This is a genomic window from Bacteroidota bacterium, assembly GCA_016722565.1.
Lineage (GTDB): Bacteria > Bacteroidota > Bacteroidia > 2-12-FULL-35-15 > 2-12-FULL-35-15 > 2-12-FULL-35-15.
In genome coordinates, this window is record JADKIU010000007.1 from 415,077 (window position 1) to 438,870 (window position 23,794).

26 protein-coding genes are annotated in these 23,794 nt (G+C 36.6%); 7 read left to right on the forward strand and 19 right to left on the reverse strand.

Going from position 1 to position 23,794, the window contains the following annotated elements; all coding sequences use genetic code 11:
* Nucleotides 1-5: 5 nt before the first annotated feature.
* The gene (locus IPP64_16640) at nucleotides 6-692 is read left to right on the forward strand and encodes a hypothetical protein (GenBank protein MBL0330989.1); all 687 of its coding nucleotides are present in this window, start codon (nucleotides 6-8) and stop codon (nucleotides 690-692) included.
* Nucleotides 665-1,000: a hypothetical protein gene (locus IPP64_16645; protein MBL0330990.1), complete on the forward strand. Its 336-nt coding sequence runs from the start codon at nucleotides 665-667 to the stop codon at nucleotides 998-1,000. The genes IPP64_16640 and IPP64_16645 overlap by 28 nt, the downstream gene beginning before the upstream one ends.
* A 6-nt stretch (nucleotides 1,001-1,006) precedes the next feature.
* Here IPP64_16645 and IPP64_16650 read toward each other — a convergent pair whose 3' ends face one another.
* The 13 genes from IPP64_16650 to rlmN all read right to left on the reverse strand — a co-directional run bounded on the left by IPP64_16650 (nucleotide 1,007) and on the right by rlmN (nucleotide 12,197).
* Nucleotides 1,007-1,882, reverse strand: coding sequence for a glycosyltransferase (locus IPP64_16650; protein MBL0330991.1), 876 nt, complete (start codon nucleotides 1,880-1,882; stop codon nucleotides 1,007-1,009).
* A gap of 42 nt (nucleotides 1,883-1,924) precedes the next feature.
* Nucleotides 1,925-3,427, reverse strand: coding sequence for an O-antigen ligase family protein (locus IPP64_16655; protein ID MBL0330992.1), 1,503 nt, complete (start codon nucleotides 3,425-3,427; stop codon nucleotides 1,925-1,927).
* 171 nt (nucleotides 3,428-3,598) lie between these two features.
* Nucleotides 3,599-5,314, reverse strand: coding sequence for a S41 family peptidase (locus IPP64_16660; protein MBL0330993.1), 1,716 nt, complete (start codon nucleotides 5,312-5,314; stop codon nucleotides 3,599-3,601).
* Between the two features lie 33 nt (nucleotides 5,315-5,347).
* Complete coding sequence (gene yidD / locus IPP64_16665) at nucleotides 5,348-5,578, reverse strand: membrane protein insertion efficiency factor YidD (GenBank protein ID MBL0330994.1); 231 nt, start codon at nucleotides 5,576-5,578, stop codon at nucleotides 5,348-5,350.
* The gene (rnpA, locus tag IPP64_16670) at nucleotides 5,575-5,949 is read right to left on the reverse strand and encodes a ribonuclease P protein component (GenBank protein ID MBL0330995.1); all 375 of its coding nucleotides are present in this window, start codon (nucleotides 5,947-5,949) and stop codon (nucleotides 5,575-5,577) included. The genes yidD and rnpA overlap by 4 nt, the downstream gene beginning before the upstream one ends.
* A gap of 94 nt (nucleotides 5,950-6,043) precedes the next feature.
* Nucleotides 6,044-6,793, reverse strand: a complete 750-nt coding sequence (locus IPP64_16675; protein ID MBL0330996.1) for a uroporphyrinogen-III synthase — start codon at nucleotides 6,791-6,793, stop codon at nucleotides 6,044-6,046.
* 52 nt (nucleotides 6,794-6,845) lie between these two features.
* Complete coding sequence (locus IPP64_16680; protein ID MBL0330997.1) at nucleotides 6,846-7,625, reverse strand: DUF4271 domain-containing protein; 780 nt, start codon at nucleotides 7,623-7,625, stop codon at nucleotides 6,846-6,848.
* 78 nt (nucleotides 7,626-7,703) lie between these two features.
* Entirely contained in the window at nucleotides 7,704-8,672 is a 969-nt protein-coding gene (locus tag IPP64_16685; protein MBL0330998.1) for a hypothetical protein, read from the reverse strand.
* Nucleotides 8,673-8,677: 5 nt separating this feature from the next.
* Nucleotides 8,678-9,226 carry a YceI family protein gene (locus IPP64_16690; protein ID MBL0330999.1) on the reverse strand — a complete coding sequence of 183 codons (549 nt, stop codon included), beginning with the start codon at nucleotides 9,224-9,226 and terminating at the stop codon, nucleotides 8,678-8,680.
* A gap of 59 nt (nucleotides 9,227-9,285) precedes the next feature.
* Nucleotides 9,286-9,627 (reverse strand): cytochrome c, encoded by a 342-nt coding sequence (locus IPP64_16695; protein ID MBL0331000.1) that lies wholly within the window; start codon nucleotides 9,625-9,627, stop codon nucleotides 9,286-9,288.
* A 73-nt stretch (nucleotides 9,628-9,700) separates the two neighbouring features.
* Nucleotides 9,701-10,147, reverse strand: a complete 447-nt coding sequence (locus tag IPP64_16700; GenBank protein MBL0331001.1) for a hypothetical protein — start codon at nucleotides 10,145-10,147, stop codon at nucleotides 9,701-9,703.
* Between the two features lie 5 nt (nucleotides 10,148-10,152).
* Nucleotides 10,153-11,124: a polyprenyl synthetase family protein gene (locus IPP64_16705; GenBank protein MBL0331002.1), complete on the reverse strand. Its 972-nt coding sequence runs from the start codon at nucleotides 11,122-11,124 to the stop codon at nucleotides 10,153-10,155.
* Nucleotides 11,121-12,197 (reverse strand): 23S rRNA (adenine(2503)-C(2))-methyltransferase RlmN, encoded by a 1,077-nt coding sequence (gene rlmN / locus IPP64_16710; GenBank protein MBL0331003.1) that lies wholly within the window; start codon nucleotides 12,195-12,197, stop codon nucleotides 11,121-11,123. Before rlmN ends, IPP64_16705 begins: the two co-directional genes overlap by 4 nt.
* 84 nt (nucleotides 12,198-12,281) lie before the next feature.
* Between rlmN and IPP64_16715 the strand changes: the two genes are divergently transcribed.
* Complete coding sequence (locus IPP64_16715) at nucleotides 12,282-13,469, forward strand: amidohydrolase family protein (GenBank protein ID MBL0331004.1); 1,188 nt, start codon at nucleotides 12,282-12,284, stop codon at nucleotides 13,467-13,469.
* On the opposite strand, the gene IPP64_16720 is transcribed toward IPP64_16715, so the two are convergent.
* The 6 genes from IPP64_16720 to IPP64_16745 all read right to left on the reverse strand — a co-directional run bounded on the left by IPP64_16720 (nucleotide 13,466) and on the right by IPP64_16745 (nucleotide 18,276).
* Nucleotides 13,466-14,128, reverse strand: a complete 663-nt coding sequence (locus tag IPP64_16720; protein MBL0331005.1) for a 2-C-methyl-D-erythritol 4-phosphate cytidylyltransferase — start codon at nucleotides 14,126-14,128, stop codon at nucleotides 13,466-13,468. The two genes, IPP64_16715 and IPP64_16720, sit on opposite strands and share 4 nt — an antisense overlap.
* A gap of 137 nt (nucleotides 14,129-14,265) precedes the next feature.
* The gene (gene queA / locus IPP64_16725; GenBank protein MBL0331006.1) at nucleotides 14,266-15,315 is read right to left on the reverse strand and encodes a tRNA preQ1(34) S-adenosylmethionine ribosyltransferase-isomerase QueA; all 1,050 of its coding nucleotides are present in this window, start codon (nucleotides 15,313-15,315) and stop codon (nucleotides 14,266-14,268) included.
* A 186-nt stretch (nucleotides 15,316-15,501) separates the two neighbouring features.
* The gene (gene truB / locus IPP64_16730; GenBank protein MBL0331007.1) at nucleotides 15,502-16,215 is read right to left on the reverse strand and encodes a tRNA pseudouridine(55) synthase TruB; all 714 of its coding nucleotides are present in this window, start codon (nucleotides 16,213-16,215) and stop codon (nucleotides 15,502-15,504) included.
* Nucleotides 16,215-17,006, reverse strand: a complete 792-nt coding sequence (locus IPP64_16735) for an undecaprenyl-diphosphate phosphatase (protein ID MBL0331008.1) — start codon at nucleotides 17,004-17,006, stop codon at nucleotides 16,215-16,217. The genes truB and IPP64_16735 overlap by 1 nt, the downstream gene beginning before the upstream one ends.
* Nucleotides 17,007-17,060: 54 nt before the next feature.
* On the reverse strand, nucleotides 17,061-17,306 hold the full coding sequence (locus IPP64_16740; protein ID MBL0331009.1) for a DUF3098 domain-containing protein: 246 nt from the start codon (nucleotides 17,304-17,306) through the stop codon (nucleotides 17,061-17,063).
* Between the two features lie 70 nt (nucleotides 17,307-17,376).
* The gene (locus IPP64_16745) at nucleotides 17,377-18,276 is read right to left on the reverse strand and encodes a hypothetical protein (protein ID MBL0331010.1); all 900 of its coding nucleotides are present in this window, start codon (nucleotides 18,274-18,276) and stop codon (nucleotides 17,377-17,379) included.
* A gap of 266 nt (nucleotides 18,277-18,542) precedes the next feature.
* Between IPP64_16745 and IPP64_16750 the strand changes: the two genes are divergently transcribed.
* The 4 genes from IPP64_16750 (at nucleotide 18,543) to IPP64_16765 (ending at nucleotide 23,633) form a co-directional block, all read left to right on the forward strand.
* On the forward strand, nucleotides 18,543-19,823 hold the full coding sequence (locus tag IPP64_16750; GenBank protein ID MBL0331011.1) for a leucine--tRNA ligase: 1,281 nt from the start codon (nucleotides 18,543-18,545) through the stop codon (nucleotides 19,821-19,823).
* A 43-nt stretch (nucleotides 19,824-19,866) separates the two neighbouring features.
* Nucleotides 19,867-21,348 carry a class I tRNA ligase family protein gene (locus IPP64_16755; protein ID MBL0331012.1) on the forward strand — a complete coding sequence of 494 codons (1,482 nt, stop codon included), beginning with the start codon at nucleotides 19,867-19,869 and terminating at the stop codon, nucleotides 21,346-21,348.
* 193 nt (nucleotides 21,349-21,541) lie between these two features.
* Nucleotides 21,542-22,369, forward strand: a complete 828-nt coding sequence (locus IPP64_16760; GenBank protein MBL0331013.1) for a DUF3108 domain-containing protein — start codon at nucleotides 21,542-21,544, stop codon at nucleotides 22,367-22,369.
* Between the two features lie 295 nt (nucleotides 22,370-22,664).
* Nucleotides 22,665-23,633, forward strand: coding sequence for a tryptophan 2,3-dioxygenase (locus IPP64_16765; GenBank protein ID MBL0331014.1), 969 nt, complete (start codon nucleotides 22,665-22,667; stop codon nucleotides 23,631-23,633).
* The last annotated feature ends 161 nt before the right edge of the window (nucleotides 23,634-23,794 follow it).

Genomic DNA, 23,794 nt, shown 5'->3' on the forward strand with positions numbered 1-23,794 from the left:
CAAGAATGAAAAAGTATTCTGTCCTCTTTGGTATTCTTTTTATTGTTGGTTGCTCACATATAACTTCTAAAAAAAATCTAAAAGAATATGTAGATAATGCAATTGAAATTATTGAAAAAAATTCTATCCGTAAAGATTCTATTAATATAAATAATATTAGAGAACAGGCATACCTAAAGTTAAAGAATGCTAACACAATAGAAGATTGTCATACAATAATAAAATTTATTCTTAAAGAACTAAAGGATAATCATAGTCAATTTCTTGAAAAGAGCGAAATTGAGCACCTAGATAAAACTCCAGACAAATTAAATAATTTTTTCACCTTTAAAGGTGAAATTTTGGATGAAAAAATTGGATATTTAGAGGTAAAAGGATTTCTAAATTCTAACTCTGCTTCAGAGACAATTTATGCAGATAGTTTGCAAGAGTTAATAAAATCAATAGACAGTAAAAACATAACAGGATGGATAGTAGATCTTAGGCAAAATACAGGAGGTAACTGCTGGCCAATGCTCGCAGGTTTAGGCCCTTTAATAGGAGACGGAATATGCGGTTTTTTTGTAAATGCTAATAAAATAATGCACCCCATTTGCTACAAAAATGGTGTCGCTAGCCTAGATAAAGAAGCAATCATAAAAATTGATAAAAACCTTATTATACTATTAATAATCTTCCTATTGCAGTTTTAACTGGTCCAGCAACAGCTAGTTCAGGGGAAATTGTAACAATAGCTTTTCGTGAAAAAGAAAATTCTAAAAGCTTTGGTCAAAAAACTTTTGGATTATCTACAGCAAATGGCACATATACACTTTCAGATGGCTCTGCTTTAATACTTACAGACGCTATTGATGCCGACAGAAAAAAAAATATTTTTGGAAAAGAAATTACTCCTGATTTTATAGTAGAGCCAAACCTCAATAGGATAATATTACACGATGATAATGTTATTGCAACCGCTATCTCTTGGATAAATAAATACAAGATAGTTGAGCAATGAAATTTATTACTTCTTCTTCACCCAATTCTTCACCTTCACCATCAAAGGCACACTCGCTTCTTTCAGCGGACCATCAAACTTTTCTCCTCTACGTAAATAATATTTTGAAAGCGTACTGTTGGTCATTCCCCATTTGGAAATGAATTTATGGTAGCCCGGGTTTTTGGTAATCCGTTTTACAGATTTAGAACCGAAATGATAGACTCTACTTTTACTCACACCTTTGAACAATCGAATTCCTGCTTGCCATAGCTTCATCGAAAAATCAGGATCGGAATACATGCCCGGAGAAAACTCGTTGCTATAACCTCCAACTTTGTCCCAAATGCTTTTGTGAACAATGTTAGGCGGCCAAGTGGCGCCTTGCCAATCACTCATAGGCAAAGACGCAAATTCTTTTAATAATTTTTCTTCCTGAAAGGATTGAATATCGGTTCCAAAGTTTTTTTCAATCATGCAATTGCTTTGCGACTGAGGTTCAATGGAAGTGGCGGAAATAAAAAAGTTGTTGTGACCAATTGCTGCAATTTCTTCTGCTAAGTATTTATCCCAATTCGGACAAACATACATGTCGTCATTCATGTAAAGCAAGTAATCGGTGCTGAGTAATTCGCGACAACTGTTCAAGGCATAACAAACACCTACATTTTTTTCACTATAGGAATAATCAATATCGGTTTGTTCTTTCAGCCATTCCAATGTCCCGTCTTTTCCTTCGTTGATGTGAACAATCAGTTGATGTTTGAATGTAGAATTTTTTCGAATACTTCCAATACACAATTTTAAATACTCTAAATTATTCCAGGTCGGAATTACAATAGAAAATTTAGCAGAAAGGTTTTCTGTTCGTTTTACACGTTGTATGGGGAAGTCGTAAGACATTGATTGCCTAAAATTAGGGAAAATATGCGACAATGCAAGACCTCACCCCTTGCCCCTCTCCTTGTTCAAGGAGAGGGGTTGGGCTCCGAAAATAAATAGAAAAAATGAATTAAAAAAAGCATAGAAAGTAACACCTGCTTGAGTTTCCAGCGTGTCTTCCGTTAAAAATGAAACAACAGCAATCAATAAAAAAGTAATATATAGGTAGTCGAACGTTTTTCCTTTCAACACCATTGGATAGAATAGCGTAATTAAAAACCAAATCAATCCGACTAAACCAAAAGCCACACCAATCGATAAATATTGATTGTGAGAACGCAAACGCCATTCTTTCGTAAGTGGAGAATTCATTTTATCGTATTGGGCTTCAAAAGCCATTTTTACATCACCTGTTCCAACTCCAAAAACAAGGTTGTCTTTGATGATCCCCATGGCTGCTTTCCAAAATTCAAAGCGCTGTGTCAGTGAATGTCCGCTCGGGTCACCTGTAATTTTATACATTTCCAGCTCCCATGATATTTCATGCAATCGTTTTTTTAAACTCGAAATGTGCTGATAATTTACATTCACCACCCCTCGCTCGATGGCTTTTATTTCTTCCGTAGTCAGTGTTTCCACAGCATCAGCATCTTTCTTTAATCCTTTGGATGCGAGAAAACGGACCAATGTAAAATAAACCGGATTGCCTTTTAAATCTTTTTCAGAAAGTGGAATGGAGCTTCTTTTGCTCCACGATTCTTCCAATTCTTTGTTACAAAAATTTACCCAAATGTAATGCCCGTTTTCACTAAACCTACTATTTATATTATGTTCGTAAGCATTCCCGCGTGAAGTTGTTTTTTCCAATTGTGAAACATCCAGGGGTTGTGATTTTGGAATCGCATTGTTAATCTGACTGAATAAATAAAATACAAAGAGTCCGAGTGCCAATACAATGACTCCACCTGAATAGCGGATAAATGTTTGCTTCGACTTAAAAATGCTGTAGAAGGCAACTACCAATGCAGCAAAACAAAATGCAAAAAGTCCGGTGATGGATTCGGTTATAATTAAAAATGTGATGAGCCAACATCCGATTAACAGCCACATTCCTTTGTATATGGCTTTTGTTGAATAATATAAATAATATCCGGAGACAAACAACGCGATACAAATCAACAAGGCAAAACGAATGTGTGAAATGAAAATGGAAACACTTCGAATATCTACCAATTCGCGATGAATGATTCCTGTTAAAATAGAGGTGCTGATGATGGTTCCAACAATAATAGCTGCAACAAACACTTTTAAAAGTAAATCAACGACTTGCTTACTCAACGGTTTAGAGGTAGAGAAAATCAAGGGTAGCACAATCAAAGGCATCTTGATGCGCATATCGTTAGAGGCGTAATGAAAATCAGTCGTGTAAAATAAACCGATGGCATGAAGTAAAAAAAGAGAACTGAGGATCAGAGCCGGTTTATTTTTAAAGAAGGCTTTAAATTTGGCGATTACCCCACCTTCCAACAAAAAATTACACGCCAGAATAATTTGAGAAAGGCTCATCAAAAATTTTGATAGCGGCAAACCTATCACCAATAAAAGAAGGGCGAATATATAAACGTAAGTATGGTACTTCTCCGGGAGTAGCGATTTCCTCATATCCAATTGCAACGCAAATGTTGTAAAAATATTGCGTTTAAAGCCTAAAAAAATGATCCAATTTCAGTTTAGAAATTATTTCTTCGGACTTTTCCCTTTTTCCGGATTATACAACGGTTTATCAGTGGTTCCAGCAGTGGTTAAAATTTTGGTATACTTATCCATATCCGCCAATAATGCAAATGCTTCTACCAGGTCTTTGTCGTCTTTTAAAGACGACTCCAAACGGCCATTTTGGAAATAATAACGGGATGCAATTTCTTCTTCCAGGAATTGCTTGATTTCCGGTTTGTATTTTACTAAATCTTCTTTTTTGTTATGAGTAATTTTTGATTTTAATGCTTCAATGTCGGCACCAATCAAGTCAATCGATTTATCATTTTTTGCATCTTCCGTAAAGTCTTCCAACGCTCTCTCTGTTCTTGTGGTATAATCATATTCCTTATCACTTAAGAATGCAACAAATGCATCGTATTCGGCATCCGTTAATTTAAAATCTTTAGCAGGAACAATTGTTTCATGTGCTACGCGGTATTTTGTTGCATAATCAAAAATTAAATTTTTGGTTACCAGACTTGCCAAAATGCTGCTGTATTTTTGGATTTCAACGGAAATATCCGGAGCAACACCTCCACCATCATACACGATTCTTCCATTTTTTGTTTTGAATGCTGTAATCAATGAATCCGGCACTTTGTCTACACTTCCGTCTTCGTTGCGGTGAGAATAATCCAAGGCTTGAATACATCTTCCGCTAGGCGTATAATATTTAGCAACGGTAACTTTTAATTGTGCATTGTAGCTCAAAGGTCGAGTTTGTTGAACCAATCCTTTTCCATACGAACGTTGTCCAATCACTACACCACGATCCAAATCTTGAATGGAACCGGAAACAATTTCAGAAGCAGAAGCAGAACCTCTGTCTACCAATACAACAATTGGAATATTCACATCAACCGGAGAATTCACTCCTTTGTAAACTTTATCCCAGTCTTTTACTTTCCCGCGAGTACTCACAATTTCGGTTCCTTTATCGGCAAACAGGTTCACAATGTCTATCGCTTCTTTTAAAAGTCCACCGGGATTTCCTCTTAAATCAAATACTAACGATTTGAATTCCGGATTCTTTTTTAATTCTAACAATGCTGACTTTACTTCTCCAGCTGCGTTCTCCGTAAATCCTGTTAGTTTGATATAACCTACATTTTTAGAAATCATACCCGAGTATGAAACGCTTTTAATTTTTATTTCTTCTCTGCCAATCGTTTTTTCAATTGGTTTCGCTTCGCCTTCTCGTTCAATTAATAATTTAATGGACGTGTTCGCTTGTCCTTTTAAATATTTACTGATGTCATCTGTTTTTTTGCCTTTTACATCAATGTCGTTTACTTTCAAAAGTTTATCTCCTGCGCGCAAATCTGCTTTTTGTGCAGGGAATCCTTCATACGGTTCAGAGATTACAACATAGTCGCCTATCTGACGCACCAGTGCACCAATACCACCATATTGCCCGGTTGTCATGTAACGGTAATCCTCAATTTCCGATTCAGGAATGAAGTTGGTGTAAGGATCAAGCGACTCCAACATATCATCGATGCCTCTTTTCATTAAGTCACCGGGATTGGTTTCATCCACATAATAAATATTCAACTCGCGGAAGAGTGTCGCGAAAATGTCGAGGTTTTTGGATACTTCGAAGAAGTTATCTACGAAGCTATAGGATATCATTGCATATCCGGATATCAGTATGGCGATGATAAGTAATTTGAATTTTGAAACTAGTTTTTTCATTCTATTTCTTTTTATCTTTTATGTTTTGACTTTCTATGGTACCGGATCATGTCCATGTCCGCCCCAAGGATGACATTTTGAAATGCGTTTTACTGTTAATACGAATCCTTTTAAAAATCCATGTTTTTGAAATGCTTCAATTCCATATTGCGAACAGGATGGTTGAAATCTGCAAGCCGGACCTAATAAAGGAGAAATGCTATACTGATACAGTTTTATTAAACCAATGAACAAATAACTAAACGGTGCGCTGATCCATTTCATTTTACAGCAACGGTTTTACTTAAACGCTCCAATGCTTCTTTTAATTTTAATTCCAACTCTTTAAATTCAAGCTTTGTTTTGGCGGTGTAAAAAATCATCACCAAAAGTTTATTTTCACCCAATACATCGTACACATTTTGTTTATGCTTTCGATATATTTCGCGTGTTTGTCGCTTCAACCTGTTTCTGTCAACTGCTCTTTTAAACGAACGCTTCGGAACACTAATCACCACTTTTATCGGAGCGGAACTTTCTGCAATCGGAAGCCAGCTGATTCGGTAAGGCGAATGATTGAACGATTTTCCTGTTTCAATCAGTCGCTCGATTAATATCTTACTGCATAAACGTTCGTTTTTGGAAAAAGTTTGCATTACAAGTATAAAAGTAATTGAAATAATTAGTCCAAACAATAAGATTGTGATGGAAGTAGTATAAAGAATGTTAAATGGCTTCGATTTGAATAGACTACTTTGCTTTATTCGCAGCAGTAATATATTGTTCCAAGGCCATGGTCATGGATGGTGCTTTTGGATTTGGAGCATGAATGTCCAGGTTCAATCCAGCATCCTTCACCGCTTTAGCAGTAGTGGGACCAAAACAAGCAATTCGCGTTTTATTCTGTTTGAATTTCGGGAAGTTTTTAAACAACGAGCGGATTCCGGCAGGAGTAAAAAACACTAGAATATCGTAATTCACATTTGCCAAATCACTCAAATCACTGGCAACGGTGCGGAACATAACCGCTTTGGTATATTTTATTTTTGCCTCGTCCAATTTATCCGCAATTTCTTCTTTGGCAATATCCGAGCAAGGCAATAAAAAGTTTTCCGTTTTGTGCTTTTTAATCACTTCCATCAAATCGGTTACCGTTTGTTTACCGTGGAAAATTTTGCGTTTACGATACAACACATATTTTTGAAGGTAAAAAGCAGTTGATTCAGAAACACAAAAATATTTCATGGTTTCGGGAACCGTTACACGCATCTCTTGACACATTCTAAAATAATGATCTACCGCATTTCTGCTGGTCATAATCACAGCTGTATGCTCTGAAATATTTACTTTATCTTTTCGGAAATCTTGGGCTGAAACGCCTTCTATTTGTATAAACGGACGAAAGTCGATTTTAACATTGCACTTTTTTGCAAGGTCCAAATACGGTGATTTATCCCCTTCGGGCTTCGGCTGAGAAACGAGTAATGTTTTAACTTTCAATTTTGTGCGTTTAAGTGAAACAAACAAAATAAACACTCTTCTTTGCGGTTAGCTATTTAACGTTTTGGATAAACAACTTCACCATAATTACCAATGGGAGTATTTCAAGGGTGCAAAGATATAAAAATAAATAGAATTTGGAAACTCTAATGCTATTTATACCGATTATAACTCCACGCAAAACCCTGATTAACAATAACAAAGCAAAAACACTAACCCCGGAATAAATAAAAATCAAAGGCGAAACATCCTTTACAAAGGCCATACAAATGACAATTGGCAATAAAAACAGCCCTAAAATGTTACAAAACAGGAAAATCATCATGGAATAATCGGCAGCTTCTTTTTGGTTTTGAAAGAGGAACCCAAAAAAACGAACCATCAACATTTTAACGCCATATACCAAGCAAATAATAAAAGCCAGTTTCAGAAAAAACAAAACATTACTTGGCTCATCTATGTAGCCGTAAAAACGACCTACCTGATAGATGAACAATGAAAACGTAAGCACAAATAGAACGGATAAAAAAACCGATACACGATTCCCTAAGGAGAGTTCATCTCGCCCCAATTGATTGCTGAATCTGCTCACGTAAAATGATTTTACAATCTGGTTCAAGCGTTTGCTATTGGTTGCGTATAGCCAAACAAATAAAACAAAAGCCAACAAAAGGATACCGGCTATTCCAAAATCAAAATCCGTGAAATGTAATTGAGGTTGCTCCGACTTTTGAGGCAATAAATGGTTTTCAAAAAGCGAAGTTGTTGTTGTTGTATCCACCGGAGTAGAAACAAAGGTTTTAGCTTTGATATGATTGGATGGGCTTGGCAAAGTTTGGCAAAGTTACGCATTTCCTCATAAAAAAAGAGGTTGCTCATCAGAACAACCTCTTTTTTCTAAAATACCTGATTAATGTTTTTTCTTCCCACCCAAAGTAAATACTCTGGAAATGTTAAATCCGAATTTATATCCTCCCTTTAACCAACTATCAGTTGTGTTTGGGATGTAATTATTTTCGATGATTCCAGATGCATTTGTAAAGTTTAAATGAAACACGTGTCCACCGGTTTCGATTTCAAATCCTAAAGCAAGTGGATTGTAATATGGATTAATACTATTGTTTTTTCTGTAATCAGAAAACGTATAATAGTAATCACCAATTATACCAAAACGTTTTGTCAACATAAAACGGAACCCAACTCCCATAGACAACAAATCGTTTGTTTCTATTGCATCATTATCTGCATTGACACTTGCTAAAATGTAGTTACGGTGTTGATACGTTGGTGTTAGTTGCATAGAAAAGCGCCATCCGAATTTTCTTGCAATCAACAATTGTGTGGTATAGGCAAAACGATGAATGTCATTTTGCTTAAAAGATGGATCTTGAATCATTCCACTGTAAAACTGGGTAGCATCTTGCGGACTATAACTCATATCAGCATAAATCGCCAAAGAAAGCGGTATATGGTTATCAGTCGTTTGATTTAAGATGCGGTATTTCACTAATCCGTCAATCAATTCTGCTTGTTTACTTCTACCAATTCCAAGAGTCAAGTTATCCGTAATACCAAAATCAAAACCAATTCGGATGTCGGCTGAATTATCAAAACCATAGAGCTGATGTCCACCACCACCACTTTGTTTACCAATATTTCCGAAACGATGTGCAACACTAAAATCCATCGTTTTCTTTTTTACTGTTTCGGTCGATTGCATATTGATAATTTTTGTGCCTTTAAATGTTGCACTAACTTTATCATGTGTTTTTTTTGCATCCGGTGAATCCAGCATGGATAACATATCATCCTGAGCATGTAAGAATGAACCAAGAAATATACAACCGATTAAAATACTCGCTTTTTTAGAAATCATCATAACTATTAATTCTTTTTAATTGGGGCCAGTACTGCGTTTAATTTTACATCCACAATTTCTGCGATGTTCTGAACATACAAACTGGGAACTTTAATTTTATAATCGGCAACTTGCACTTTGAATTTTGAAAACAACAAAATCTCTCCACCTTTTACAGTTAATACACCATCAATGGTGATGTCTTTGTCTACGCCATGCATCGACATTTTACCTGTAACGGTTACTTTGTGTTCGCCATCTTTTGTATAATCAATCTTTTCATTGATTTTTCCTTTGAAAATGGTGTTTGGATACTTTTCACTTTCCATGTAATTCTCATTGAAATGCTCCTGCATCAATGGTTTTTCAAACATAAAAGCGGTATTGGTAATTTGTATCTGCACATCATTGGTAGCAGTATTCAAAAATGTTTTCGGCACTTTTGCAGTAGCTTCAATGTTCTCTAGCGGAGAAGCCGAAAAGAAACTTACTTCACATGTTTTTGCAACAAATATTTGTGCAAACATACCTGTGCTAAATACAAGTGCTGAGAATGATAAGACCAGTTTTTTCATTGTTTTGGGGTTTATGTTTAAATCTATTTATTCGAATTTACAATAACTATGCCCTTTGATTAATTATTTGGAGCACCTTGGTCTACCCAGCACTTTAATTTGCCTAATTCCTCTTCTGTTAATTGGGTAGAGCCACCCGGAGGCATATCTTTCAGGGTGAACACCCTGTTTTTAAATGTGCCATTGTCTACTTTTGTTTTCACTACTCCATAGGTAGTAAAATCACCTTGACTTGCACCGGTTGTATGACAAGAAACACATTTTGCATCAATTATCGGTTTGATATCGGTTTGATAAAAAATGGTGGTTGTGCAACCTACCGGCAAAGGAGTTGATTTTTCAAATGTACATGATGTGTATAAAAAAGTAGTCAGCGAGGCAATCAAAAATATTTTTTTCATAATATAGATGTTTCAATACACAAATATAGAATAATAATAAAATAAACAAAGTTTTATCTGTAACAACAAACTGTTACTTCTTTCCAAAATCTTTTGTTGTGGCTACACTCCCCTTTTCATCCCAATAGGTCCAGGTACCACTTTCAACATCATTCGTATAAAAGCCATCGTAACGCTTTTTCCCATTCTCATACCAGGTAGTTGTTTTTCCATTTCGAATACCATTGGAAAAAGTTGTTTCACTCCAAGGCAAACCGTTTTCATAGAAACTTTTCCATAAGCCATCACGTTGACCGTTTTTCATCATGCCCACCATCTTAACATTCCCATTAGGATACTTCACAATGCTTTCACCGTTTGCAATGGTTGAGTCTTGTGACCCAACAATCGTAAACCTCGCTGAATCAGGATTAGGCGCAACAATTACTTCAGCAGTTTGTACTTTTTCATCTCCTGCTTGGTTGGAACAGGAAATCAATCCTGATACAATAAAGAAGCATCCAACGATTTTCGTTTTCATAGAAATTAATTTTTACGTTCGGTTGTATATTTTACCAATGCCTGCAAAGATGCACGAGAAGGATTGTCTGAAAATTGCTCCAACAATTGCAAGGCAGCATTTTTATATTCATTCATTTTACTTTCTGCATATTGAATCCCTCCACTCTTAATCACAAAATCAATCACCTCTGCCACTTTTTTAGGATTGTTATTGTTGTTTTTTACAATGTTGATGATTCTTCTTTTTTCAAAATAAGAAGCATTGTTTAATGCAAAAATCAACGGTAAGGTCATCTTCTTTTCTTTAATATCAATTCCGGTTGGCTTCCCGATATTGGATCCATCACCATAATCAAACAAATCATCTTTTATCTGAAATGCAATTCCAACAGCTTCTCCAAACGCACGCAATTGTTCTACCACATGCTCATCTTTCGTTACCGATGCTGCACCACAAGCACAACAGGATGCAATTAAAGACGCTGTTTTTTTACGAATGATATCAAAATAAACGGCTTCGTCAATGTCCAGTTTCCGTGCCTTTTCAATTTGTAATAATTCCCCTTCGCTCATCTCGCGCACTGCATTCGAAACCAATCCTAAAAGATGAAAATCTTTATTGTCGACCGATAACAACAACCCTCTCGATAATAAAAAATCACCGACAAGCACAGCTATTTTGTTTTTCCACAAGGCATTGACAGAAAAGAAACCTCTGCGTTCGTTGGAATCATCCACTACATCATCGTGGACCAAAGTCGCAGTATGCAAGAGTTCAATTAAGGATGCAGCACGATACGTAGAATCATTCATTTCCCCAACCATCTTTGCGGACAAAAACACAAACATTGGTCGCAACTGTTTCCCTTTGCGTTTCACAATGTAATGTGTAATCTTATCTAAGAGCGGGACAGAACTCTTCATCGAAGCTTTAAACTTCAATTCAAATTCCGCCATTTCAGCTTCAATCGGTGCTTTTATTTGATCTACTGTCATGCTTTCGCCTTCATTTTTCTTTTTTCAAACCCTTCTTTATTCTTATTTGCCAATTGTCCGCAAGCTGCATCAATGTCTTTTCCTCTGCTTCTTCTCACATTCACAATAATATTTTTACTCTCTAAATAGTTTGCAAAGGCATCTAATCGTTCGGATGTTGTTTGTTGAAACTCCCCATCATCAATGGGATTGTATTCAATAATATTGACTTTACAAGGAATGTGTTTACAAAATTTTGCTAAATCCTGTGCGTCTTCAATTCCATCGTTAAAATCTTTAAACGCAATGTATTCATAAGTTACACGCGTTCCCGTCTTTTCATAAAAATATTTTAATGCTTCAGCCAATGCTTCCAACGAATTGCTTTCATTGATTGGCATGATGTGATTTCTTTTTTCATCGTTGGCCGCATGGAGCGATAAAGCTAAATTAAATTTCACTCCATCATCCCCTAACTTCTTAATCATTTTTGAAACACCTGCAGTGCTCACCGTAATGCGTTGTGGCGACATGTTCAATCCTTCCGGAGAAGTTATTTTTTGAACCGAATCCATCACATTTTTATAGTTCAACAACGGCTCTCCCATTCCCATATACACGATGTTGGTCAAAGGTGTTTTGTACTTTTCTTCCGCTTGATTTTTAATCAACACCACCTGATCATAAATTTCATCTGCATTTAAGTTTCGCAAACGTTCCAGCTTCCCAGTGGCACAAAATTTACATGTTAAACTGCAACCCACCTGAGAAGAAATACAAGCCGTCATACGAGTTGTACTCGGAATCAGCACTCCTTCAACAATATTACTGTCATACAATTTAAATGCATTTTTAATCGTGCGGTCGCTACTGATTTGCATATCATCTACCTTCACGGCATTGATTACAAAATGTTGGTCTAACAATTCACGGGTAGATTTGGAAAGATTCGTCATTTCCTCAAAGGTGGTAGCCGACTTTTTCCAAAGCCATTCATACACTTGTTTTGCTCGAAAAGCTTGGTCACCGTTTTCAACAAAAACAGTTTTTAGTTCTTCGAGTGAAAGTGCCCGTATGTCTTTCTTTGATTCCATTTGACTGAAGAACAAATTTACGAATAGATATTGATATATGGAGCAGTTATAATTTCGTAAATTCGTGCTTTATACCAGTTATTTATGCGTAAAATCTCTGCCGACTATATTTTCCCAATTGCCTCCGAACCCATTAAAAATGGGATAATTAGCGTGGAAGAAGATGGAACAATTATGGAGATTTCTGCCCCATCTTCCAACATACCTTCTACATCTGACATCCACTATGAGGGGATTATTTGTCCGGGGTTCATCAACACCCATTGCCATTTAGAGCTTTCTCACATGTGGGCTCAGGTTTCTGAAAAAGCAGGGATGATGCAATTTATAAGAGAAATCCTTAGCAAACGTGCATCTTTCTCGGCAAAGGAAATTCAAAATGCAATTGACGAGGCAGATGCTGAAATGATTAAAAATGGAATTGTAGCCGTTGGGGATATTTCTAATAATAACGATACATTTCTGCAGAAATCCAAAAGCCCAATTGCTTACCATACCTTTATTGAAGCTTTTGATTTTAATCCCGAAAAAGCAGATGAAACGTTTGCGAATGCACTAGCGCTTGGACAGCAATTGAAAGCACTTTCGCACTCCATTGTTCCCCATGCCCCGTATACTGTTTCTGAAAAATTATTTAAACTAATTTCAGAAGAGGCAATAAAGAAAAACTCCATCATCAGCATTCACAATCAAGAAAGTTTAGCTGAAAGCGATTTGTTTATTTCACATTCCGGGCCCATGTTTGACGCTTTTTCAAAAATGGGAATGAACATGGATGCGATTCCTAAAACTGGTGTGAATTCTTTACGAACCACACTTCCGAAATTACCATTATCACAAAAAATTCTGCTTGTGCACAATACGTTTACATCAAAAGAAGATTTACAATGGGTGAAAAAAATCCTAAATCCTAAATCCCAAATGCTAAATTTATTTTGGTGTACTTGCCCAAATGCGAATCTTTACATCGAAAACAAGTTGCCGGACTATTCCATTTTTATCGAAGAAAACGTATCCGTAACCATCGGAACCGACAGCCTGGCATCCAACTGGAGCCTTTCCATTTTAGATGAAATCAAAACAATTACAAAACACGCTCCTCAGATTCCTCTGCAGACATTGCTAACCTGGGCAACAAAAAATGGAGCCGAACTTTTAGGAATGAATCAACTGGGAACTCTTGAAAAAGATAAAAAACCTGGATTGAACTTATTGAAAAATGTGGATGGGATGAAGCTTACAGAAAAAACAGAAGTCGTGAAATTAGCTTAACTCATTAATGCCGCAGCCACTTTCAAATCCAACTCCGTAGTAATCTTTATATTTTCCCGATTGCCTTCAATCAAATTGATCTTTTCTCCAAATGCTTCCAGAACCGTTGCATCATCAGTGAATTCGGGTTTGTATTCTTTCAAAAAGGCCTTTTTGATTAAATCGGAATGGAAACATTGAGGCGTTTGAATAATGGAATAATGTGTACGATCAACGGCACAACTTTCTGATTTTTTAATATACCGTATCGAATCGTTTAATGGAATTGCAGGTGATGCATTGCCTCTCACCTCAGCGGCTTCAAATGTACTTCGTATCGTTTGTTGACTCACCAATGGTCGCGCTGCATCATGAATTCCTACCACACAAGCATCCGGCACAAGCGACAAACCATTTTTTACAGAATGATAGCGTGTTTCTCCGCCATCAATCAGTTGATGTGGAATGGTAAAGTTGTGTTTTACACACAGTGCTTTCCAATCATCGTTTAAGGCTTTTGCCAAAACAACAATCACAGTAATATCGGGAAAGGTCGTAGTGAATTTTTCAATGGTATGCATCAAAACCGGTTTCCCGTGCAGTTCAATAAACTGTTTGGGAACTGCATTGTTCATGCGACTCCCGGTTCCACCAGCTACTATGATAACGTACTTTTTCATTTTCTAAAGGTACAGATAACGAACAAAAACGAAATTACGAAATGTGAAATGCAATAACGATTGGCTAGAGATATTTCTTCTTTACGCCACTATTATTACACACAGATTCGCAGTTTCGTTTTTGTTCGTGATTCGTACTACAAGATTAACATTGCGTCACCGTATGTATAAAAGCGATACTTTTCTTTGATTGCTTCTTTATAAGCTTTCATCATCAAATCATATCCGCCAAATGCGCAAACCATCATCAACAAAGTTGATTCAGGTGTATGGAAATTGGTAATCATACAATTTGCAACACTGAAATCATACGGAGGAAAGATAAATTTATTCGTCCAACCATCATACGGCTTCACATATCCATCTGTACTTACTGATGTTTCAATCGCACGCATCGATGTTGTTCCAACACAACAAACTTTCTTTTTTCCTTCACGGGATTTATTGATAATCGTACAATCTTTTTCAGAAATGTACGCTTGTTCCGAATCCATTTTATGTTTTGTCAAATCTTCTACTTCAACAGTGCGGAATGTTCCCAATCCAACGTGCAAAGTAACGTTTGCAAAATTTACGCCTTTTAACTCTAAGCGTTTTAAAAGTTCGCGACTGAAATGTAAACCTGCAGTAGGTGCAGCAACTGCTCCTTCATTTTTTGCATATACCGTTTGGTAACGCTCTTTATCATCTTCCGTTGGAGCACGTTTGATGTATTTTGGAAGCGGTGTTTCACCCATATCGTTTAATGTTTTACGAAATTCTTCGTAAGATCCATCAAATAAGAAACGTAAGGTACGGCCACGAGAAGTAGTATTATCAATAACTTCAGCAACCAAAGTATCGTCATCACCAAAATACAATTTGTTTCCAATACGAATTTTACGAGCCGGATCAACCAATACATCCCATAAACGGCTTTCTGCATTTAACTCACGTAACAAAAACACTTCGATTTTAGCGCCTGTTTTTTCCTTGTTACCATACATACGTGCAGGAAACACTTTTGTATCATTCAAAATCATACAATCGCCATCACCGAAATAACTCAACACATCCTTAAAATGTTTGTGCTCAATTTTTCCTGTTTTGCGGTGTACAACCATTAATCTAGCTTCGTCACGAGTTTTTGCAGGTGTTTCAGCAATTAATTCTTTCGGTAAATTAAATTTAAATTGTGATAATTTCATATATAACTATTTGTTTTGAAGTAAGATAGTCTGGAATGACGGGAGCAGGACGCTCTGGCTATTTCATAAATCTTACGGGATTTACTTATATGTTTTCGATGAACAAGGGTGCAAAAGTAAGCTTTTAGAGAGGCGTTGTCAATGAAAATCGTGTTTATTTTGCTTATTGATTGATTTGCAGCACGTTCAGCTTGGCATTTCTATCTTCAAACTTTTTTCAAAGTCTTCAATACTCATTGCATCTTCTAATTTGTATTCCCCTATTCGGGTTCTGCACAATGCAATAAGGTGGGCTCCACTTTTTAAAGCTTCTCCAAAATCACGTGCCAACGAACGAATATAGGTTCCTTTGCTACATACCACTCTAAAATCCACTTCTGGCAAGGCAATGCGTGTGATCTCAAAAACAGATATGGTAATTTCTTTCGATTTTATTTCAGCTGTTTGTCCGGCACGCGCAATATCATAAGCCCGCTTCCCATCAATTTTTATAGCTGAGTACAATGGAGGTGTTTGTTGTATTGTTCCCGTAAATTGTTTGGTCGTTTCTCGAATCAACGCCTCAGTGATATGTTCCGTTGGATAAGTAGCATCAATTTCTTTTTCCAAATCATAACAAGGTGTTGTTGCTCCAATATAAAATGTTCCCGTGTATTCTTTTTCTTGCGCTTGGTAACTTTCAATGTTTTTCGTCTGCTTTCCCGTACACACAATCAATAAACCGGTTGCCAAAGGATCCAACGTTCCTGCATGTCCAATTTTGGGTTGCACTTTTTTGCCGTCTAACAATAAAGAAGGATGATTTTTAATTAACCATTTCATCTTATTCACCACCTGAAAGGAAGTCCATTTGAGTGGCTTGTGAATGAGTAGGACTTCGCCTGTTCTGAAATCGGTCATTATTTTAAGGTATAGGCATACACCAAAACAGCTATCCCTAACACAATTCGGTACCAGCCAAATAATCGGAAACCATATTTTTGAATGTAGCTGATAAAAAACTTAATAGCTAACAAGGCAACAACAAAGGATACAATTGCACCAAGTGTAAGCGTAAACATATTGTCTTGGTGCAATACTTCCGGACTGTCTTTATAGACATCGTAAAAACTTTTTGCGGAGGCAGCACACATGGTTGGAACCGCCAAAAAGAAAGAAAATTCAGCAGCCAATCTTCGAGTAAGCTTTTGACTCATCCCGCCAATAATGGTTGCTGCACTTCGGCTTAAGCCGGGTAATAAAATCGATAAGGTTTGAAAACAACCAATCAAAAATGCTTTCGGGTAAGATATTTTCACCTCTTCATCCAAGTGATTATTGGTAAATAGTTTATCAATAAATAATAAAACGATCCCACCTACAATCATCACACAAGCAATAAAGGTAAGGTTACTCAATGCGCTATCAATATGCTTTTTAAGCAAGGCTCCTAAGATTAAAGCCGGTATAACAGCGATAACCAGTTTGATGTAGAGATTTAGATTTTTAAAATCGAAAAACTTTTTCCAGTATACAACAACTACAGATAATATAGCCGCCAATTGAATCACTACTTCAAAAAGATTGGTAAAAGGAGTTTCAGCAACATGCAACAATGGGTTTGCAATCTTCATGTGAGCAGTGCTGGAAATAGGAAGAAACTCTGTTAGTCCTTCAATAATAGCAATAATAAAAGCTTGGATATACGTCATGAAATCGTAATTGGAAACAGCTGCCTCTCCTCCTGGAAAGGGCTGGGTGATGTATTAGTGTTTCGACTTTTTCATGATGCCGAAGAGCACCACTACAAATCCAGTAAGGATAACAATTGGAGATAAGGTGATTCGTCTGAAACTAAAAATTTCATCTGCATGGAACTCATTCGGATTTTCTGATCCACCGCCAACCATCAACATATAGCCAATAGCAACAATTACAACACCAATGATTAAAATACGGTAGTTTTCTTTTGTAAAAGCAAAACCCGGTTGTTTTTTAGATTCCTTACTCATCTGTTCTTTTTAATTTGATATCACAAATGTAATATAATTTGTGAAAAAAAGGTGTTAAAAAAGGTGAATGCTAATAATACAACTCATCGGTTTTTAGTCGTAAATACTTACGAACCGCTAACGATGTGCTGATCCAGGAGATAATGATGCCCAATAGAATAACAATTCCAAACAAGGAGGCCAACATGTTCGGATCTTGAAGTTCTGCCAATTCCGGCAATTGCTTTTGAAGAAAATATAAAAATCCAATCAACATTCCAATGGCGATACCCGCTCCATAAATACCATGACGAATGCCTTTGAGCACAAACGGCAAACGAATAAACCCTTGTGTGGCGCCAACCAATTGCATCGTTTTTATAATGAATCTTTTGCTGTAAATTGACAACCGAATGGTGTTATTAATCAAGGCCAATGCAATAAACATCAATACACCACTGATGATTAATACCCATAAACTCAAGGTCCGTACATTTTCATTGATACTATTGACTAATGATTTCTGATAAATCACTTCTTTCACCAAGTTGGTAGCTAACAATTCACTTTCAATCCAAGCCAAACTATCCGCATTGGCATATTCCGCCTTTACACGCACCGAGATGGAAGCCGATAAGGGATTAAAACCTAAAAAGTCGATAAAATCTTCGCCAATATCTTCTTGTAATTTTTTTGCTGCTTCTTCTTTGGAAACCGATTGTGTTGATTTTACATAATCAGAAGCATCCAATGTTTTGATCAGGTGTTGCACATCCACTTCCTTTGCATTGTCGTTGATGACCACCTGTACACCTATGTTCTCTTTGAAATTATCGGAAAGTTTACGTGTATTTAAGATGATGATTCCTAACAATCCAAGCATGAACAATACCAGTGAAAGACTCACTACTGTTGTGATAGAAGAACCCGTTAATCTGCGTTTTGAATATTTATCCGACACGTTTAATTTTTCGTTTGTAAAAATAGACATTAAATGACCCCTACTTTTTACTAAAACCAAATTGAAATAAACAATCAAACGTTAATAACCTCGCGATAGGAACGCAGATCTTTATGATTTTCACAGATTAATATTAAAAATATGATGTTTTATATTTTTGCCGTCAACAGAAGCATAACCCTTTAAGCATAATAAACACAGCTATCCTTTTTTATCATAAAAATCATAATCAATCCGCGTTCCCATCCCACACAGATTTCGTATATTCGCTCCTCAAAATTTTGAATACTAACACAATGGAATACAATTTCAGAGAAGTAGAAAAGAAGTGGCAAGCTTACTGGGCAAAAAACAAAACGTTTAAACCGGAAGAAAAATCGTCAAAACCAAAATACTATGTTTTGGATATGTTCCCCTATCCAAGCGGTGCCGGCTTACATGTTGGCCATCCGTTAGGTTATATCGCTTCCGATATTTTTGCACGCTACAAACGTTTGAAAGGATTCAACGTCTTGCATCCGATGGGTTACGATTCATTCGGTTTGCCGGCTGAACAATATGCGATTCAAACAGGACAACATCCTGAAATTACTACCAAAACAAACATCACACGTTACCGCAAACAATTAGATAAAATCGGATTTTCGTTTGATTGGGACAGAGAAGTGAGAACGTCCAACCCTGATTATTATAAATGGACACAATGGATTTTTATCCAGCTTTTTAATTCCTGGTACAACCCGGAAACAAATAAAGCAGAAAACATTTCGACACTTATAGAGAAATTTCGGAGCGGCTCCCTCTCCTTTGGAGAGGGCCGGGGTGAGGTCTGGGAGAAGCTTGATGAAAAACAACAATCAGACTTACTTCTCGAATACCGACTAGCATACTTGAGCGATACCATGGTTAATTGGTGTCCGCAATTAGGAACTGTATTAGCGAATGAAGAAGTGAAAGATGGCGTTTCGGAGCGTGGCGGATATCCTGTTGAACGCAAGTTGATGAAACAATGGAGTTTGCGCATCACTGCGTATGCTGACAGATTGTTAGCCGATTTGGATGGCATCGATTGGACCGAATCCATCAAGGAAGCACAACGCAACTGGATTGGCAAATCAGAAGGAACATCCTTGAAGTTCAAAGTTGAGAATTCTAGTTCTGAAATAGAAGTTTTTACAACAAGACCGGATACCATCTTCGGAGTTTCTTTTGTAACACTTGCTCCAGAGCATGAATTGGTTGGTCAACTAACAACACCTCAACAAAAAACTGCAGTAGAAGAATACATCACGTTTGCAAAAAACAGAAGCGAACGTGAACGCATGGCGGATGTAAAAAAGATTACCGGTGTATTTACCGGTGCTTATGTGATTCATCCATTCACCGGAAAACAAATTCCCATTTGGTTAGGAGATTATGTGTTGGCCGGATACGGAACGGGTGCTGTAATGGCTGTTCCTATGCACGATGCCAGAGATTATGCTTTTGCTAAACACTTCGAAAGTGATTTACATTTGCAATTGAAAAGAATACTTTTAAAAATTGGTGAAGCTTTAATCAAAAGAAGATCTATATGAAGCAAAAGAAGGGAAACTTATTGATTCCGATTTTCTAAATGGATTGGAAGTAAAAGATGCAATCAAAAAAGCAATTGCAAAAATTGAAGAACAAGGATTAGGAAAAGGAAAAACAAATTTCCGTTTGCGCGATGCCATCTTCGGCCGTCAGCGTTATTGGGGTGAACCAATTCCGGTGTATTATGAAAACGGAATTCCCAAAGTACTGGATGAAAACGAATTGCCACTTGTACTTCCGGAAGTAGATAAATATTTGCCGACTGAAACCGGTGAACCACCCTTGGCACGCGCAGCATCCTCATGGAGAAAAGATGGAAAACACAAATACGAATATTCCACCATGCCTGGATGGGCTGGTTCGTCTTGGTATTTCCTGCGTTACATGGATGCTCACAACGAAAAAGAATTTGTTTCCAAGGAAGCAGCTAACTATTGGCAGAATGTAGACTTGTACATTGGAGGTGCTGAACATGCAACCGGACATTTATTGTATGTTCGCTTCTGGACAAAATTTTTGAACGACTTAGGTTTGATTCCTGTCACTGAACCTGCAAAGAAATTGATTAATCAAGGGATGATTCAGGGGGTTAGTAGTTTTGTGTATAGAATTGGAACAAACATTTTTATTTCAAAAAACAGAATAGGTGGTCCTTTATCTGTAGAAGAATTAAAACTAACTGGCCTTGAAAGAAACGATCCTAATGTAACTCCACTTCACGTTGATGTAAACATTGTAAATAATAATGTTTTGGATATTGATGCTTTCAGAAATTGGAGAGAAGAATATAAAAATGCAGAATTTATTAGAGAAGATGGTAAATACATCTGCGGTAGCGAAGTAGAAAAAATGTCCAAATCAAAATGGAATGTTGTTTCTCCTGATACCATTGTTGAACAACAAGGTGCTGACACTTTGCGTTTATACGAAATGTTTCTTGGACCCTTGGAACAAAGCAAACCATGGAATACCAGTGGAATTAGCGGTGTTAGCAATTTCATTCGCAAACTTTGGAGATTGTATCACATTGGAGATGCATTGAATATTAGCGATGAACCTGCAACAAAACCGGAACTAAAAGCCTTACACAAAACCATCAAAAAAATCGTTCACGACATTGAGAATTTTTCGTTCAATACTTCGGTGAGTAATTTTATGATTTGTGTAAACGAGTTGACAGATTTGAAATGCAACAAACGTGAAATATTAGAACCACTTGCCATCATCATTGCTCCATACGCGCCTCACATTGCAGAAGAACTTTGGAGCAAGTTGGGACATGCCACAAGTATTTCTTACGCAACGTTTCCTGAAGTAAACGAATCGTATTTGGTTGAAAGTGCATTTAGTTATCCGGTTTCATTCAATGGAAAAACACGTTTCTTTCAAGAGTATGATTTATCCTTAACCAAGGAACAAATCGAAAAAGAAGTCTTAACCCTGGAACAAACCCAAAAATACCTCGAAGGAAAGACTCCAAAGAAGATTATTGTGGTCCATAACAAGATCGTAAATATTGTAATTTAAGTCGATTTCGACTGATTTTTGATTAAAAAAGGAGCATTTTTGCTCCTTTTTTGTTGTTTTAAGCAAAAAACGACAAAAAACACCTCTTCACCGATTGTTTAAAAACGCCCACAACAATCCTTAAGGAATCACGTATATAGGTAACGGTTTGGCATAGCATTTGAATATCCCTTGTCAACTAATTCTAAACAGTATGAAAAAGTTTGTTTTAATAGGAACAGTTGTAATGATCGCAGGTATTGCCTGTATCTCATTTCAGAAAGAAAAAGCATTGCCGTCAATTGAAAATAACGGCCCGGTGAAAGAGCTTCCTGTCATCAATAACGAAGCTTTTAAACGTGGTGAGCTATTGACCTTCCGCATGCATTACGGAATTATTGATGCCGGTGTGGCAACACTTGGTATTACCGAAGAAGAAAAAGAAATTGCCGGAAGAAAAACCTACCATGTAATTGGTTTAGGACAATCCAGAGGAGCATTCGACCTTTTCTTTAAAGTGCGTGACCGCTACGAAACATACATTGACGATCAATCCATTGTGCCTTGGATTTTTTTAAGACATGTGGATGAAGGCGGTTATAAAATTGATCAGAGTTATGTATTTAACCACTACAGCGAAAAAGTAAATGTTGGAGAAGGTGAAACATTCGATATCGAACCGAATATGCAAGACATGTTATCTGCATTTTATGCGGCAAGAAATTTAGATTTAGGTGGCGCAAAACCCGGAGAAACCTATGCAATTAAATGTTTTATGGACAAAGAAGTTTGGCCATTAAAAGTAAAGTTCATCGGTCGCGAAACCATCACCACCGGACTTGGAACATTCAAATGTTTGAAATACCGCCCAATTGTACAAAAAGGACGTGTATTTAAACACGAAGAAGATTTGAATATTTGGATTACTGACGATAAAAACCACATTCCTATTTTAGGACAAGCTGATGTGTTAGTCGGTTCTATCAAAGCAGAATTAAAATCCTATAAAGGATTAGCTCATCCTGTTGCCAAGGTGAATTAAGCAACATCCCCATACGCGAAAAACGCCATTCTGAAAAGAGTGGCGTTTTTTATTACCGATGTTAAATCCCTAAAGGGATTAAGCATGTTTTAAATAGTGCAAAATATGATTCTTCGTTTTATAATCCCGTTGGGATGATATATCAGTAGAAAAAACATCAACAACCGGAATAAAAATCCCGTAGGGATGATATATTGCAATACCGAAAGCACGACATTGTATGTCTGACGACTATCATTTTTTATAATTATAAGCTTTTACTATCTTGCACCTGAATTAAACAAAGTGCTGAACTATGGAATTAAAACCTGAAATAGTAGAACGTATTAAATTGTTGGATGAAAAATTCCAGGCAATGGGACAAGATCTATCATCTTATTTGGATGGATTACTTTATGCCGATTATTTAACCTATTGGGATTACATTCACCTCGACACCTTGTTGAGTTTACAAAGCCCGAAAACAAAAATACCTGATGAAGAAATTTTTATCATGTATCACCAAATAACAGAATTGTATTTTAAACTTTGTTTACACGAATACAATCAGATTGCGGATAAAAAAGACATCGATGTAAAATTCTTTACGGAACGCATTGGCCGTATCAACCGCTACTTTGAAGGATTAATTTCTTCTTTCGACATTATGGTGGATGGAATGGATCCAAAACAATTTTTGAAATTCCGAATGAGTTTATTGCCTGCCAGCGGATTTCAATCAGGGCAATACCGAATGATTGAAATTTGTTCGACTACTTTTAAAAATTTAGTTGCGAAAGATGTTCGTCCGAATTTTTCTGATGATGTGAACGATGCACAAATTGAAAAGATGTATGAACACATCTATTGGAAAGCTGGAGCAACAGAGCTTGCAACAGGTAAAAAAACGTTGACATTAGTTCAGTTCGAAGAAAAATATCAGAAACAATTTATTGAGCTTGCAAAAAAATTCAAGCATACAAACTTGTTAGCGATTTATAAATCACTTTCGGCTGAAGACCAAAAAAATGAAAAATTGGTTTTAGCATTGCGACAAATGGATGTGAATGTCAACATCAACTGGCCATTATCACATTATAAATCTGCTGTTCGTTACCTACAAAAAGATCCTGAAGACATTGCTGCTACTGGCGGAACCAACTGGCAAAAATATTTACCTCCACGTTTTCAAAAACGTATTTTTTATCCGGAATTATGGAATGATCAAGAAGTGGATGAGTGGGGAAAAAGTTGGGTAAAGAGTGTTGCGTTTGGGCATAAGTAATTGATGGAATCTTTCATTAAGGAGCAGGTTCACCTTTCTTCGTATTATTAATTGGTCCTGCTTTACGCTACGATCTTTTTGTGAAAAACAAAAAGGATCTTTGCTTCAATCAGGGCTATCGATTAAATTATTCTTACTAAGGATAAATATTATTTTATAGC

Excerpts from the sequence above, each read along its gene's own strand:
- IPP64_16640 (MBL0330989.1), top strand. The coding sequence starts at position 6 with ATGAAAAAGTATTCTGTCCTCTTTGGTATTCTTTTTATTGTTGGTTGC.
- IPP64_16650 (MBL0330991.1), bottom strand. The coding sequence starts at position 1,882 with ATGTCTTACGACTTCCCCATACAACGTGTAAAACGAACAGAAAACCTT.
- IPP64_16655 (MBL0330992.1), bottom strand. The coding sequence starts at position 3,427 with ATGAGCCTTTCTCAAATTATTCTGGCGTGTAATTTTTTGTTGGAAGGT.
- IPP64_16660 (MBL0330993.1), bottom strand. The coding sequence starts at position 5,314 with ATGAAAAAACTAGTTTCAAAATTCAAATTACTTATCATCGCCATACTG.
- yidD (MBL0330994.1), bottom strand. The coding sequence starts at position 5,578 with ATGAAATGGATCAGCGCACCGTTTAGTTATTTGTTCATTGGTTTAATA.
- rnpA (MBL0330995.1), bottom strand. The coding sequence starts at position 5,949 with ATGCAAACTTTTTCCAAAAACGAACGTTTATGCAGTAAGATATTAATC.
- IPP64_16685 (MBL0330998.1), bottom strand. The coding sequence starts at position 8,672 with ATGATGATTTCTAAAAAAGCGAGTATTTTAATCGGTTGTATATTTCTT.
- IPP64_16690 (MBL0330999.1), bottom strand. The coding sequence starts at position 9,226 with ATGAAAAAACTGGTCTTATCATTCTCAGCACTTGTATTTAGCACAGGT.
- IPP64_16695 (MBL0331000.1), bottom strand. The coding sequence starts at position 9,627 with ATGAAAAAAATATTTTTGATTGCCTCGCTGACTACTTTTTTATACACA.
- IPP64_16700 (MBL0331001.1), bottom strand. The coding sequence starts at position 10,147 with ATGAAAACGAAAATCGTTGGATGCTTCTTTATTGTATCAGGATTGATT.
- IPP64_16705 (MBL0331002.1), bottom strand. The coding sequence starts at position 11,124 with ATGACAGTAGATCAAATAAAAGCACCGATTGAAGCTGAAATGGCGGAA.
- rlmN (MBL0331003.1), bottom strand. The coding sequence starts at position 12,197 with ATGGAATCAAAGAAAGACATACGGGCACTTTCACTCGAAGAACTAAAA.
- IPP64_16715 (MBL0331004.1), top strand. The coding sequence starts at position 12,282 with ATGCGTAAAATCTCTGCCGACTATATTTTCCCAATTGCCTCCGAACCC.
- IPP64_16720 (MBL0331005.1), bottom strand. The coding sequence starts at position 14,128 with ATGAAAAAGTACGTTATCATAGTAGCTGGTGGAACCGGGAGTCGCATG.
- queA (MBL0331006.1), bottom strand. The coding sequence starts at position 15,315 with ATGAAATTATCACAATTTAAATTTAATTTACCGAAAGAATTAATTGCT.
- truB (MBL0331007.1), bottom strand. The coding sequence starts at position 16,215 with ATGACCGATTTCAGAACAGGCGAAGTCCTACTCATTCACAAGCCACTC.
- IPP64_16735 (MBL0331008.1), bottom strand. The coding sequence starts at position 17,006 with ATGACGTATATCCAAGCTTTTATTATTGCTATTATTGAAGGACTAACA.
- IPP64_16740 (MBL0331009.1), bottom strand. The coding sequence starts at position 17,306 with ATGAGTAAGGAATCTAAAAAACAACCGGGTTTTGCTTTTACAAAAGAA.
- IPP64_16745 (MBL0331010.1), bottom strand. The coding sequence starts at position 18,276 with ATGTCTATTTTTACAAACGAAAAATTAAACGTGTCGGATAAATATTCA.
- IPP64_16750 (MBL0331011.1), top strand. The coding sequence starts at position 18,543 with ATGGAATACAATTTCAGAGAAGTAGAAAAGAAGTGGCAAGCTTACTGG.
- IPP64_16760 (MBL0331013.1), top strand. The coding sequence starts at position 21,542 with ATGAAAAAGTTTGTTTTAATAGGAACAGTTGTAATGATCGCAGGTATT.
- IPP64_16765 (MBL0331014.1), top strand. The coding sequence starts at position 22,665 with ATGGAATTAAAACCTGAAATAGTAGAACGTATTAAATTGTTGGATGAA.